This window comes from Blastococcus xanthinilyticus, assembly GCF_008124835.1.
GTDB lineage: Bacteria > Actinomycetota > Actinomycetes > Mycobacteriales > Geodermatophilaceae > Blastococcus > Blastococcus xanthinilyticus.
Window position 1 is genome coordinate 49571 of sequence record NZ_VNHW01000012.1, and the last position, 13088, is coordinate 62658.

Sequence of the window (13088 nt, forward strand, 5' to 3'; positions counted from 1 at the left end):
GGTAGCCAGCCGTCGCGCGGTCGTCCTGTCGGGGAGCAGCCCTAGGATCGGCGGTGATGTCCGCTCCGGTGAGTACCCCCAGCGCCCCGCCGTCCGCCGACCCCACCAGCACGGGTCCGCGCCCGCGGCTGCTGCTGCTCGACGGGCACTCCCTGGCCTACCGCGCCTTCTTCGCCCTGCCGGTGGAGAACTTCTCCACGACCACGGGGCAGCCGACCAACGCGGTCTACGGCTTCACCTCGATGCTGATCAACATCCTGCGCGACGAGCAGCCCACCCATCTCGCGGTGGCGTTCGACGTCGGGCGGAAGACCTTCCGCAGCGAGATCTACGCCGAGTACAAGGCCAACCGGTCGGAGAGCCCCACCGACTTCCGCGGGCAGGTCAGCCTGGTCCAGGAGGTGCTCGGCGCCCTCCGGGTGCCGGTCATCACCGCCGAGGGCTACGAGGCCGACGACGTCATCGCCACGCTCACCGTGCAGGCGGTCGAGCAGGGGATGGACGTCCTGATCGCCACCGGCGACCGTGACGCGCTCCAGCTGGTCAACGAGCACGTCACCGTGCTGTACCCGCGCAAGGGCGTCTCGGACATGACCCGGTTCACGCCGGAGGAGGTCGAGGCGAAGTACAACCTCACCCCGGCGCAGTACCCGGACTTCGCGGCGCTGCGGGGCGACCCGAGCGACAACCTGCCGAGCATCCCGAGCGTGGGGGAGAAGACCGCCGCCAAGTGGGTGCGCGAGTACGGCTCCCTGGACGCGCTGGTCGACCAGGTGGACACGGTCAAGGGCAAGGTGGGGGAGAAGTTGCGCGAGCACCTCTCCTCGGTGCTGCAGAACCGGCGGCTCACCGAGCTCGACCGGTCGGTGAGCCTCGAGCTGGGCCCGCAGGACCTCGCCGTCCAGGCCTGGGACCGCAACGAGGTGCACACCCTCTTCGACAACCTGCAGTTCCGGGTGCTGCGGGAGCGGCTGTTCGCCACCCTCACCAGCGCCGAGCCCGAGGTGGAGGGCGGCTTCGAGGTCGACCTCGACGAGCTCACCCGCGGGGAGCTGGGGGAGTGGCTGGACACCCACGCCCGCACCGGGCGGACCGGCGTCATCTTCCGTGGCGCGTGGGGTCGCGGCGCCGGCGAGCTGACCGGCATCGGGCTGGCGGCCGGCGACGGCCACGCCACCTTCGTCGACGTGGGCCCGGAGCTCGACGTCGCCGACGAGCAGGCGCTGGCCGCCTGGCTCGCCGACCCGGCGGCCGGGAAGGTGGTGCACGAGGTCAAGGGCCCGCTGCTGGCCATCTGGGCGCGCGGCTGGGAGCTGCAGGGGATCGTCAGCGACACCGCGCTCGCCGCGTACCTGGCGATGCCGGGGCAGCGGTCGTTCGACCTCGGCGACCTCGCCGTCCGCTACCTGCGGCGCGAGCTCAAGGACACCGCGGAGCCCGAGGGTCAGCTGACCCTGGACGGCCTCGGTCCGAGCGAGGACGACGTCGCCCGGGAGGCGGCGCACGCCGACGTCCTCAAGGCCGTCGCCGTGAACGACCTCTCCGACGCGCTGCAGACGGTGCTCGGCCAGCGCGGGGGCGACCACCTGCTGGGCGAGATCGAGCTGCCGCTCACCCGGGTGCTCGCGGCCATGGAGTACCGGGGCATCGCCGCCGACGTGGACTTCCTGCGCGAGCTGCAGCGCGAGTTCGCCGACGGCGTCGCCGCGGCGGCGGCCGAGTGCTACGCGGTGATCGGCCGCGAGGTGAACCTCGGCTCGCCCAAGCAGCTCCAGGCGGTGCTGTTCGACGAGCTGGGCCTGCCCAAGACGAAGAAGAACAAGACCGGGTACACCACCGACGCCGACGCGCTCACCTCGCTGCTCGCCTCGACGGGGCACCCGTTCCTCGAGCACCTGCTGCGGCACCGCGACGTAACCCGGCTGCGCACGGTCATCGACGGGCTCATCCCGATGGTCGACGACGCGGGGCGCATCCACACGACGTTCCAGCAGACGATCGCCGCGACCGGCCGGCTCTCCTCGACCGATCCCAACCTGCAGAACATCCCGATCCGCACCGCGGAGGGCCGCCGGATCCGGCAGGCGTTCGTGGTCGGGCAGGGCTACGAGTCGCTGATGACGGCCGACTACAGCCAGATCGAGATGCGGATCATGGCCCACCTCTCCGGCGACGAGGGCCTCATCGAGGCGTTCATGTCCGGGGAGGACCTGCACTCCTTCGTCGCCTCCCGGGCCTTCGACATCCCGATCTCCGAGGTCGACCCGGAGATGCGCCGCCGCATCAAGGCGATGAGCTACGGCCTGGCCTACGGGCTCTCCGCCTACGGGCTGTCCGGGCAGCTGCGCATCTCCGTCGAGGAGGCGCGCGAGCAGATGCACGCCTACTTCGAGCGCTTCGGCGGCATCCGCGACTACCTCGACGGCGTGGTGGACGACGCCCGACAGACGGGCTACACCGAGACCACGCTGGGCCGGCGGCGGTACCTGCCCGACCTGACCAGCGACAACGGCCAGCGCCGGCAGATGGCCGAGCGGATGGCGCTCAACGCGCCCATCCAGGGCTCGGCCGCCGACGTCATCAAGGTGGCCATGCTCGGCGTGGAGAAGGCGATCACCGCCGAAGGGCTGCGCTCCCGGATGCTGCTGCAGGTGCACGACGAGCTCGTGCTCGAGGTCGCGCCGGGGGAGCGGGAGGTGCTGGAGGCGCTGGTCCGCCGGGAGATGGCCGGGGCTGCGCAGCTGTCGGTGCCGCTGGAGGTCTCGGTCGGCTTCGGGCGGACCTGGGACGAAGCCGCCCACTGACGGAGGCGCCCCGGCCCGGGTGGCCCTGCGTTACAGCGTGTTGTCGATCCGGCCCGATGGGCCCGGCGGATGTGTCAGCCGCCGCTCGGGCGTCCACACACGGGTCCATGAGCACCCCACCGCCGTCCGGTCCGAACCGTCCCGCTGTCCCTGACTGGCTGGCGCGGTCCTCGGCCGTCGGTGGCCGGCTGCTCGTCCTCGCGGTCCTCGTCTGGCTGCTGGCCGGCCTCGCGGTCAAGGTGACGCTGCCGCTGGTGGCTGTCCTGATCGCGCTGCTCGTCGCCGGCGTCCTGGCACCGCTCGTCGAGTGGTCGCACGGTCGTGGAGCGCCGCGCTGGCTGGCGGCCGGCGGGGCGGTGCTGCTCCTGGTCGGCGTCCTCGGCGGCGCGCTCCTGGCCCTCGGCGCGCGTATCGCCGGCCAGCTGCCGCGCTTGCGGGAGCAGTTCCAGCAGGTCTCCGACGATTTGTCCCAGCGCTTCGGCGTCGAGCTGCCGGCCTTGGGCTCGTCCGGAGGCGGTGGCGGCGGCTCCGGCGGGGGGACCAGCGCCGGTGACCTGCTCGGCCCGGCGCGCACGGTGCTCGAGGTCGTGATCGCCGCCTTTCTCGTCGTGGCGCTCGCCTACCTCTTCCTGCACGGCGGGCCGGGAATCTGGCGGTGGCTGCTGGAGAAGTTCGGCGGCCGGCTGCGCGAGGACGTCGATGCTGCCGGGCGGGCGGCCTGGACCACCGCCGGCGGCTACGTCCGCGGCCTGACGATCGTCGCGGTGTTCGACGCCGTGGGCATCGGCGTCGGCCTGCTCCTGCTCGGCGTCCCGCTCGCGCTGACCCTCGCGGCGCTGCAGTTCCTGGCGTCCTACATCCCCACGATCGGGGCGTTCGTCGCCGGCCTGGTCGCGGTGGTGGTCGGCTACGCGTCCGGCGGGTTCGTCACCGCCGCCCTCGTCCTCGGCCTGGTGGTCGTCGTGCAGCAGCTCGGCAACTCCTTCGTGGAGCCCTACGTCATGCGCAATCGGCTGCCGCTGAACGCCGCGACGGTGCTCATCGCGGTCACCGTCGGCGGCGTCCTGTGGGGGATCGCCGGGCGCTGCTGTTCGTGCCCCTCACCGCGGCGCTCTCGGCCGCCGGGCACGAGCTGTGGGTGCGGCACGGCTCCCGACCCATCGCGGGGGGCTGAGCCTCTACCTGAGCTTCAGGGTCGGGTGCACACCAGGACGAGCGTCCCGGGGACGAGGGCGCCGCGCTCGGGGGACCACTGCCCCCAGTTCTCGGTGCGCCCCGGCGTCCACTCCGGCTCGACCAGGTCGGTGAGCACGAGACCCGCCCCGACGACGGCCCGCACCCAGTCGCCGACCGTCCGGTGGTGCTCGACGTACACCGTGGCGCCGGCGGAGTCGGTCTCGACGTACGGCGTCCGGTCGAAGTAGGAGGAGACGATCCGCAGGTCGTCGGGGTCGGGGGAGTCGGGGAACGGCCAGCGCATCGGGTGGTTCACCGACGCCACGAACCGCCCGCCCGGCCGGAGCACCCGCGCCACCTCGCGCAGCGCGCCCTCGACGTCGGCGACGAAGGGCAGCCCGCCGAACGCCGAGCAGGCGAGGTCGACGCTCGCGTCGGCGAGGGGCAGCGCGCCGGCGCCGGCCTGCAGCAGGGGCACGGCGAGGCCGGTGCTCCGGTTGAGCTCCGCCGCCCGCGCGAGCATGCCCGCGGAGAGGTCGAGGGCGACGACGTCGGCCCCGGCCGAGCGCAGCCAGCGCGCGCACGGGGCCGATCCGCAGCCGATCTCCAGCACCCGCCGCCCGGCCACCTCGCCCAGGAGGTGGGCGTCGGCCTCCCGCAGCCCCTCGGGGCACCACAGGAAGTCCACATCGCCCAGGTCGCGGCCGTGCTCGGCCAGGTAGGCGGGGGCGGCGGCGTCCCACCAGCGGCGGTTGGCGCGGGCGGACTCCGCGTCCCCGGCGGGCCGCCGGGCGACGCCGCCGGCGGCCGGGTAGCCGTCGCTGTCGAGCGGCAGCGGGGCGGAGGCGGAGGGGTGGGTCATGACACGCCGATCGTGACACGCCGCCGCCCGGAGAGCGGATCCACCCAGGTGGACCCGGGCGTCCCGACGTCCGTACCATGGAGGGGCGCCAGAGGTCTGACGTGCTCATCCCCGCGCAGGGGGCGGGCCTCGCCGGTTCTCACCGCTGTTCCTCCCCGCGGTCGTCCGGCCGTGGGTGTCCTGTCCCTACGCATAAACCGTCCGGAGCAACCAACCACATGACCTCCACTCAGGTCCGTCCTTCCAGCACCCCCCAGGTCGCCATCAACGACATCGGCACCGCCGAGGACTTCCTCGCGGCGATCGACCAGACGATCAAGTACTTCAACGATGGCGACATCGTCGAGGGCGTCATCGTCAAGGTGGACCGGGACGAGGTGCTGCTGGACATCGGCTACAAGACCGAGGGCGTCATCCCCTCGCGCGAGCTGTCCATCAAGCACGACGTCGACCCCAACGAGGTCGTCAAGGTCGGCGACGAGGTGGAAGCCCTGGTTCTCCAGAAGGAGGACAAGGAAGGGCGGCTGATCCTCTCCAAGAAGCGCGCGCAGTACGAGCGCGCCTGGGGCACGATCGAGGCCAAGAAGGAAGCCGACGAGGTCGTCACCGGCACCGTCATCGAGGTCGTCAAGGGTGGTCTCATCCTGGACATCGGCCTGCGCGGGTTCCTCCCGGCGTCGCTGGTCGAGATGCGTCGCGTCCGCGACCTGCAGCCCTACGTGGGCCGCGAGCTCGAGGCGAAGATCATCGAGCTCGACAAGAACCGCAACAACGTCGTCCTCTCCCGTCGCCAGTGGCTGGAGCAGACCCAGTCCGAGGTCCGCAGCGAGTTCCTCAACAAGCTCGCCAAGGGCCAGGTGCGCTCGGGTGTCGTCTCTTCGATCGTCAACTTCGGTGCGTTCGTCGACCTGGGTGGCGTGGACGGCCTCGTGCACGTCTCCGAGCTGTCCTGGAAGCACATCGACCACCCGTCTGAGGTCGTCGAGGTCGGCCAGGAGGTCACCGTCGAGGTCCTCGACGTCGACCTGGACCGCGAGCGGGTCTCCCTGTCGCTGAAGGCGACGCAGGAGGACCCGTGGCGTCAGTTCGCCCGCACGCACCAGATCGGGCAGGTCGTCCCCGGCAAGGTCACCAAGCTGGTTCCCTTCGGTGCGTTCGTGCGCGTCGACGAGGGTATCGAGGGCCTGGTGCACATCTCCGAGCTGGCCGAGCGCCACGTGGAGATCCCGGAGCAGGTCGTGCAGGTCGGCGACGAGATCCTGGTCAAGGTCATCGACATCGACCTGGACCGCCGCCGCATCTCGCTGTCGCTCAAGCAGGCCAACGAGGGCGTCGTCGGCGACGAGGACCAGTTCGACCCGGCCGCCTACGGCATGGCCGCGTCCTACGACGAGCAGGGCAACTACATCTACCCGGAGGGCTTCGACTCCGAGACCGGTGAGTGGCTCGAGGGCTACGATGAGGCCCGCGAGACGTGGGAGAAGCAGTACGCCGAGGCGCAGGCCCGCTTCGAGGCGCACCGCAAGCAGATCGCCGCGGCCAAGGAGGCCGACGCCGAGGCGGCTGCCGGCGGCAGCTACTCCAGTGACGACGCTGCTGGTCCGGACGCCCCGGCCAGCACCGGCGGCACCCTGGCCAGCGACGAGGCGCTCGCGGCGCTCCGTGCCAAGCTGGCCGGCGGCGAGTGACCTGAGGGTCTGACCCGCCAGCTCTGCACGACGGAGGCCCAGGACCGATCCGGTCCTGGGCCTCCGCCGTTCCCGGGGAACGGGTGCCCGGGCACGACGAAGGGCCCGTGGACGACGTCCACGGGCCCTTCGGAATGCGTGTGGGCAGCCAGGTGCCGGGCGCGAGGCGCTCCGGCGGGCCGATCGAGGTCGCCGTCCGCGGACGGCGACGGCTCAGAGGCTGAGGATGATGGCGAACGCGGTGCGGGGGCGGCCGCCGGAGCCCGCGAGGAAGCTCCAGGTGTGGCGTCCGGTGGTCGGCGTCTGGAACATCCAGCGCAGCAGCGAGCTGCGGTGGGCGACGGCGGGCCGCTGGAACGCCATCCGGTCGCGGACGGCGGGGATGTCGGCGCAGCGCACGCCCGAGGCAGCGCCGAGCCGGTGCCGTCCGGCGGCGCGGGAGGACGGGGATGCAGCGGGCGTGTGACGGGACATGTTCTCGATCTGCCTCTCTCGGCGGGGAAGTTCGCCGGGGCAGACGTTAACGATGGGACTCGTGTGACTGGTGCGACGCGCCGGGAGCTCCGCCCTCGTGTTACCTCTCCGTGATCTCCAGGCGGGCGGTCGCTACTGTCCGTGCGTGCTGAGGATCGGACTGACCGGCGGGATCGGCTCGGGGAAGAGCACCGTTGCGCGGCTGCTGGCCGAGCGGGGGGCGCTGGTCGTGGACGCCGACCGGATCGCCCGTGAGGTGCTCGAGCCGGGTGCCCCCGGCCTCGCCGCGGTGGCGGCCGAGTTCGGGCCCGGGGTGCTGGCCGGGGACGGCGCGCTGGACCGCGCCGCCCTCGCCCGCATCGTCTTCGCCGACGAGGGCGCCCGCCGGCGGCTCGACGCCCTGGTGCACCCGCTCGTCCGCCGTCGCTCCGCCGAGATCGTCGCCGCCGCCCCGCCGGACGCCGTCGTGGTCAACGACGTGCCCCTGCTGGTGGAGACCGGTCAGGCGAGCTCCTACGACCTCGTCCTGGTCGTCGAGACCGATCCCGAGATCCGGGTGGCCAGGCTGATCGGGCGCGGTCTGCCCGAGGACGACGCGCGAGCGCGGATCGCAGCGCAGGCCAGCGACGAGCAGCGGCGGGCCGTCGCGGACGTGGTGCTCCACAACGACGGGGAGCCCGAGCGCCTGGCCGAACAGGTGGCGCAGGTCTGGGCCGAGCGGATCGCACCGTCCCGCTGAGCCGGCCAGGGCCCGGAGACGACGAGAACCCGGAGACGACGGGAGCCCCAGGTCGGTGACCTGGGGCTCGTCGTTCTGTGGGCGATACTGGGATCGAACCAGTGACCTCTTCCGTGTCAGGGAAGCGCGCTACCGCTGCGCCAATCGCCCGTTCCGGCCTTGCGGCTGGACCCACCTCCGCGCTCGTGCTCCGCAGAGGAGACGAGGTGGAGACGGGATTTGAACCCGTGTAGACGGCTTTGCAGGCCGTTGCCTCGCCTCTCGGCCACTCCACCGCACGCGGGCACCAGTCTCTCGACCGGTGCCCGAGGTTCCGAGCGGATGACGGGATTCGAACCCGCGACCCTCACCTTGGCAAGGTGATGCTCTACCACTGAGCCACATCCGCGTACGAGAACAACTGTAGCGGACCGGTGAACGGGGCCTGAAGGGGGGTCCCCCCGGTGTCCCCGGACCCTGTCCGCAGGCGCGTCCCCCCAGGTCAGCGCCCCGGCGAGTCCGGCCCGCCGTTGGACAGCAGGGCGTCGAGCTCCTGGTCGAGCTCGAGGAGCGAGCTCTCCGACCCCGGGGGCACGAGCACCTCCGTGTGGCGGAGGAAGGCCGCGACGGTTCCTCGGGAGAGCTCGAACAGCGCCTCGCCCGAGGGGGCGCGCAGGTGCAGGAACAGCACGTCGGCGGTCGCGTGGGCCGGCCAGACGCGGACGTCGCCGTCGCCGGTCGGGTGCTCCAGGCCGGCCTGCAGCAGCTCACGGCTCACCAGCCAGGCGATGCCGTCGTCGCCGTCGCCGCCATCCGGCTCGCCCTCGCCGAAGGCGATCCGCACCGCGAAGGGGTCGGTGGGGTCGTAGCAGAGCAGCGCCGGGACCTCGGTCCAGGACTGCGGGCCGACCAGCTGAAGAGTGATGGGGGAGATGTGGCCGGGGGTCCATCGGCTCGTCATGTCAGGTCAACGATCGAAGCGTCGAGAAGTCACGAGATCTGTCAGATCGGGTCACACCCTCATCATCCCCCACAGGAGCCACATCGAACCGGACGAGCGGGTCCGAACGAAGACCCCGTGTGATCATGGGAGCCGTGAGCCGACCGGTGCCGGGGGTGGAGGACGGCGTCGGCGACGTCGAGATCCTCCGCCGCATCCGCGCCGGCGACCGGAGCGCGGTCGACGACCTGTACGAACGCTTCCGCCGCCCGGCCTTCGCGCTGGCCCGGCGGATCCTGGCCGATGACGGTCTCGCCGAGGACGTCCTGCAGGAGGTCTTCCTCGGCGTCTGGCGGGATCCGCACGCCTACGACGGGGCGCGCGGCAGCTTCGCCTCGTGGCTGCTCGCCGTCGTCCACCACAAGGCGGTCGACGCCGTGCGCCGCGAGGAGTCCCAGCGCCGGCGCCAGGCGCGGGCGGAGGACGAGGCGGTCCTGGATGCGCCGGTCGCGGTCCGGGACGTGGCCGACGACGCCTGGTCGCGGGTCGTCGCCGAGCAGGTGCGGTCGGCGCTGGGCGAGCTCCCGGAATCGCAGAAGGAGGCGCTCACGCTGGCGTACTACGGCGGCTACACGCAACGGGAGGTGGCCGCCCTGACCGGGGCGCCGCTCGGCACGGTGAAGACGCGGATGCTGGCGGGGATGCGCCGGCTGCGGTCCCAGCTGGGCGGGATGCCCGGCGAGGCGGCGGGCGGTGCGCTCGACGACGGCGCCCCGTTCGACGGGACGGCGCCATGACTCCCCGGCAGCCGTACGACGAGCACGCCTACGACGAGCTGGCGGTCGGCTGGGCGATGCACGCCCTGGAGCCGGACGACGAAGCCGCCTTCACCCGCCACCTGTCCGGCTGCGAGCGGTGCCGGCGCACGGTCGCCGAGACCAACGAGGTGATGGCGGCGATGGCCCGGGACCTGCCGGCGGCCGAGCCCTCGCCCGGGTTGCGGGCCCGGCTGCGCGCTGCCGTCGAGGAGACCGAGCAGCTGCCCCCCGGCGCCGGAACCGCCGAGCCGCACGCCGGGGCGACCAGGAGCACCGCGGCGGAGGCAGGCCTGCCGCCGGTGCCCGGTGGCGCCCCGGCTCGGAGCCGGGTGCTGCCCCGGGTGCTGGTCGCCGCCGCGACCGCGGCGGTGGTCGGGCTCGGGGTGTGGGTGGCGGTCCTCGACCAGACCCGCGGCGACCTGCAGGCGACCGTCGCGGCGCAGGAGGAGGTCGTCGCCGAGCTGACCCGGCCCGGCCCGGCCCGCATCACGCCGCTGACCGCCGAGGACCAGGAGGTGGCCAGCGTGGTCGTCCGCGAGGACGCGCTGCAGGTGATCACCGACGGGCTGGAACCCAACGACTCGAGGTCGACGACGTACGTGGTGTGGGGACTCGGCGAGGGCGACCCCGTGGCGCTCGGCGAGTTCGACGTCGCACGGTCACAGATCGAGATCCATTCCGTAGGCTCCGGGGAGACCGGGGTCGACGCGTTCCCCGAGTACGGCATCAGCATCGAGCCCGGTCGGCAGGCTCCGTCGGCTCCGACGGAGGTCGTCGCGACCGGGCAGGTGACCAGCTGAGCGGAACGAGGACGACGGCAGCGATGGGACATCCGCAGCCGGAGACCGCCGACGAGCGGCGCGAGCGGTACGACACCGACGAGGTGTACAGCCTGCGCGAGCGGGTCGCCGCGGCGGCGTGGCGACAGCGGCTGTCCGCCCGGCGGAGCCTGAACCACAGCTACCGCATCGGCGTCGGCGTCGTCGGTGGGCTGATCGTGGCCCTCGGCCTGGTGACCATCCCGCTGCCCGGACCCGGGTGGTTCACGGTCATCGCCGGCCTGTTCGTGCTGGCCACCGAGTTCACCTGGGCCGAGCGGCTGCTGGAGTTCACCAGGCGCCACGTGTCGCGCTGGACCGACTGGGTGAGCGCCCAGCCGATGTGGGTGCGGCTGGTGCTCGGCGCCCTCACGGCGGTGTTCGTGTACGGGATCTTGGTGCTCACGCTGCACATGACCGGCGTGCCCGACTGGGTCCCGGGGTGGGTTCCGCTCTGGCGGTGAGCGTCTGGCACAATCGACGTGCCGGGCGATTGGCTCAGTGGTAGAGCGCTTCGTTCACACCGAAGAGGTCACTGGTTCGAACCCAGTATCGCCCACCGGCACGACAGGCCCGGCCCGCGGCAGCGGACCGGGCCTTCGTCGTCCCGGAACCCGGGATCGGGCCGGCGGCGCGGCGCGGCGGATCGCGGGACCATGGCACGGGTGAGCGCCCAGCCCGATCGAGCGGCCCGGCTCCAGATGGTCCTCGACCGGGACGGGCCGACCTGCGTGTGGTGCGGCCGGGCCTTCTCCCCGCTCGTGCGGCCGACGACCGAGCACGTCGTGCCGCGGGTCAAGGGCGGGCCGTCGTGGCTGCAGAACGAGGTCGCCGCCTGCGGGCGGTGCAACGGCGAGCGCGGGCACCGGGCACCGGTCGAGTGGCTGGAGGAGTGCCGGCGGCGCGGCTGGCCGGCCGACGTCCACCGGCTCGCCCGTGCGCTGATCGCGCTGGACGAGGCGATCGTCCGCCTCGGCGGCCAGCGGCGCGCCCGCCCCTACCTGGACGCGCAGCTGCGCCGGCTCCGCCGCCTGGATGCCGCCGCCTAGGGTCGGGCCGTGACGACGACCGGCCGCGTGAACGCGATCTGGATCTACCCCGTGAAGTCGCTCGGGGGGACGGCGCGCGACCGGGTGCACCTGGCTGCGGCGGGGCCGGCGGGCGACCGGGCCTACACCGTGGTCGACGCGGGGAGCGGGGAGGTGCTGCGGGGCAAGCGCGCGCCCGCCCTGGCCGGCCTGACGGCCACCGGCTCCCCGGACGACGACGCGCGCCGCATCGGCGCGGCGCTCGGCCGGCCGGTCCGCGTCGAGCCCGCCGCGGGCGGCTCCGGAGCCGACGTCGCCGCCGTCCACCTGGTCTCCCGGCAGGCGATCGACCGGGCGGTCGCGGGCGACGTCCCGGAGGGCTGCTCGGCCGACGATCCGCGGGCGAACGTGCTGCTCGACCTCCCCGACGACGACGAGCGCACCTGGGTCGGCCGCACGGTCCGGATCGGCGCGGCCGAGCTGCACATCACCCGCACCCCCAAGCACTGCCTGGGCGTGTACGCCGAGGTGCGCCGCCCCGGCGAGATCACCGTCGGGGACCCCGTCGTCCTCTAGCCTGCGGCCGTGACGCACCGCCGTTCCGGAGCCCTCGCCGCCCTGGCGGTGGTTCTGGTCGCGGGCTGCGGCTCGTCCTCGGAGCCGGCGCCACCCGGCGAGGGCGCCGAGTCGTCACCGACCTCCTCACCGGCCGCGTCGCCGGTCCCGCCGCCCACCCCCGAGACGGTGACCCTGCTGGCCACCGGCGACGTCCTCGTCCACCAGGGGCGGGCGCTCACCGCCGGCGCCCAGCGGCCCGACGGCTCCTACGACTTCACCGGGGTGCTGGCCCCCGTGGCCGGCGTGATCGGCGCCGCCGACCTGGCGATCTGCCACCTGGAGACCCCGGTCGCGCCGGAGGGCGGCCCGTACCGCGGGTATCCCAGCTTCGCCGTCCAGCCCGCGGTCGTCGACGCGCTCGCCGACGCGGGGTACGACCTGTGCTCCACGGCGTCCAACCACTCCCTCGACGACGGCACCGAGGGGCTGGTGCGCACCCTGGACCGGCTCGACGCCGCCGGGATCGCGCACACCGGCACCTACCGGACTCCCGACGAGCGGCTCGAGCCGGTCGTCGTGGAGGCGGCGGGGATCCGGATCGGGCACGTCGCGGCCACGTTCAGCCTCAACGGCGTCCCGCTGCCCGCGGGCCGGGAGTGGTCGGTCGACGTCGTCGACGTGCCGGACGTCGCGCCGGTGCTGGCGGCGGCCGCCCGTGCCCGCGCGGCCGGGGCGGAGATCGTCGTGGCCAGCCTGCACTGCTGCCTGGAGTACCGGCACGACCCGACGCCCCAGCAGGAGGTCGCGGTGCGCACGCTGCTGGCCTCACCGGACGTCGACCTGGTGCTCGGCCACCACGCGCACGTGGTGCAGCCCTTCGAGCGGATCGACGGCGAGTGGGTCGCCTACGGCCTGGGCAACCACCTGGCCGAGCACGCCACGCGGGGCTATCCGACCGAGGACTCGGTGGCGGCCCGGTTCACCTTCACCCGGGGGCCCGACGGCCGGTTCACCGTGACGACGGCGGAGGCGGTGCCGCTGCGCATCGAGGTCGGCGCCGGTGTGCAGGTCGTGCCCGCCGACCCGGTCAGCTCCGCCCGCATCGCCGACGTCCTCGACAGCCGGGGCGCGGTGGCCGACGGGCTGGTGATCGCCGGGGGGTGAAAGGCGTGCGGGCCCCGGCGGGGGCGCGCACTAGGCTCGG

12 protein-coding genes, 4 tRNA genes and 1 pseudogene are annotated in these 13088 nt (G+C 73.3%); 11 read left to right on the top strand and 6 right to left on the bottom strand.

All coding sequences use genetic code 11. From position 1 onward, the window contains the following. The first annotated feature begins 56 nt into the window (after positions 1-56). Entirely contained in the window at positions 57-2804 is a 2748-nt protein-coding gene (gene polA / locus BD833_RS17440) for a DNA polymerase I (protein WP_166534422.1), read from the top strand. Positions 2805-2911: 107 nt separating this feature from the next. Next, positions 2912-3874 (top strand): annotated as a pseudogene (locus tag BD833_RS23065) (AI-2E family transporter); the annotation flags it as partial. Between the two features lie 119 nt (positions 3875-3993). Here BD833_RS23065 and BD833_RS17445 read toward each other — a convergent pair. After that, positions 3994-4842: a class I SAM-dependent methyltransferase gene (locus tag BD833_RS17445; RefSeq protein ID WP_166534423.1), complete on the bottom strand. Its 849-nt coding sequence runs from the start codon at positions 4840-4842 to the stop codon at positions 3994-3996. Positions 4843-5060: 218 nt separating this feature from the next. Here BD833_RS17445 and rpsA point away from each other — a divergent pair, with 218 nt between their 5' ends. Next, a complete protein-coding gene (gene rpsA / locus BD833_RS17450) occupies positions 5061-6530 on the top strand; it encodes a 30S ribosomal protein S1 (RefSeq protein ID WP_166534424.1) in 1470 nt (489 codons plus the stop codon). Between the two features lie 213 nt (positions 6531-6743). On the opposite strand, the gene BD833_RS17455 is transcribed toward rpsA, so the two are convergent. Continuing rightward, complete coding sequence (locus BD833_RS17455) at positions 6744-6929, bottom strand: hypothetical protein (RefSeq protein ID WP_166534425.1); 186 nt, start codon at positions 6927-6929, stop codon at positions 6744-6746. A 220-nt stretch (positions 6930-7149) separates the two neighbouring features. On the opposite strand from BD833_RS17455, the gene coaE reads away from it, so the two are divergent. Then, the gene (gene coaE, locus BD833_RS17460; protein WP_166534426.1) at positions 7150-7743 is read left to right on the top strand and encodes a dephospho-CoA kinase; all 594 of its coding nucleotides are present in this window, start codon (positions 7150-7152) and stop codon (positions 7741-7743) included. Between the two features lie 78 nt (positions 7744-7821). Here the strand turns inward: coaE and BD833_RS17465 are convergent. The 4 genes from BD833_RS17465 to BD833_RS17480 all read right to left on the bottom strand — a co-directional run bounded on the left by BD833_RS17465 (position 7822) and on the right by BD833_RS17480 (position 8683). Continuing rightward, positions 7822-7893: transfer RNA gene (locus BD833_RS17465), tRNA-Val, on the bottom strand. A 54-nt stretch (positions 7894-7947) separates the two neighbouring features. After that, positions 7948-8018 (bottom strand) — tRNA-Cys (locus BD833_RS17470). Positions 8019-8059: 41 nt separating this feature from the next. Next, positions 8060-8131: transfer RNA gene (locus BD833_RS17475), tRNA-Gly, on the bottom strand. A gap of 93 nt (positions 8132-8224) precedes the next feature. After that, positions 8225-8683, bottom strand: coding sequence for an SsgA family sporulation/cell division regulator (locus tag BD833_RS17480; RefSeq protein ID WP_166534427.1), 459 nt, complete (start codon positions 8681-8683; stop codon positions 8225-8227). Positions 8684-8808: 125 nt separating this feature from the next. Here BD833_RS17480 and BD833_RS17485 point away from each other — a divergent pair, with 125 nt between their 5' ends. The 7 genes from BD833_RS17485 to BD833_RS17515 all read left to right on the top strand — a co-directional run bounded on the left by BD833_RS17485 (position 8809) and on the right by BD833_RS17515 (position 13048). Next, a complete protein-coding gene (locus tag BD833_RS17485) occupies positions 8809-9459 on the top strand; it encodes a sigma-70 family RNA polymerase sigma factor (RefSeq protein ID WP_243737758.1) in 651 nt (216 codons plus the stop codon). Then, positions 9456-10280: an anti-sigma factor gene (locus tag BD833_RS17490; RefSeq protein WP_166534429.1), complete on the top strand. Its 825-nt coding sequence runs from the start codon at positions 9456-9458 to the stop codon at positions 10278-10280. The genes BD833_RS17485 and BD833_RS17490 overlap by 4 nt, the downstream gene beginning before the upstream one ends. A 23-nt stretch (positions 10281-10303) precedes the next feature. After that, on the top strand, positions 10304-10762 hold the full coding sequence (locus BD833_RS17495) for a TIGR02611 family protein (protein ID WP_166534430.1): 459 nt from the start codon (positions 10304-10306) through the stop codon (positions 10760-10762). Between the two features lie 23 nt (positions 10763-10785). Continuing rightward, positions 10786-10857, top strand: a tRNA-Val gene (locus BD833_RS17500). 97 nt (positions 10858-10954) lie between these two features. Further along, entirely contained in the window at positions 10955-11347 is a 393-nt protein-coding gene (locus BD833_RS17505; RefSeq protein WP_166534431.1) for an HNH endonuclease, read from the top strand. A 9-nt stretch (positions 11348-11356) separates the two neighbouring features. Next, entirely contained in the window at positions 11357-11902 is a 546-nt protein-coding gene (locus BD833_RS17510) for an MOSC N-terminal beta barrel domain-containing protein (protein ID WP_166534432.1), read from the top strand. A gap of 9 nt (positions 11903-11911) precedes the next feature. After that, positions 11912-13048 (top strand): CapA family protein, encoded by a 1137-nt coding sequence (locus BD833_RS17515; protein WP_166534433.1) that lies wholly within the window; start codon positions 11912-11914, stop codon positions 13046-13048. The last annotated feature ends 40 nt before the right edge of the window (positions 13049-13088 follow it).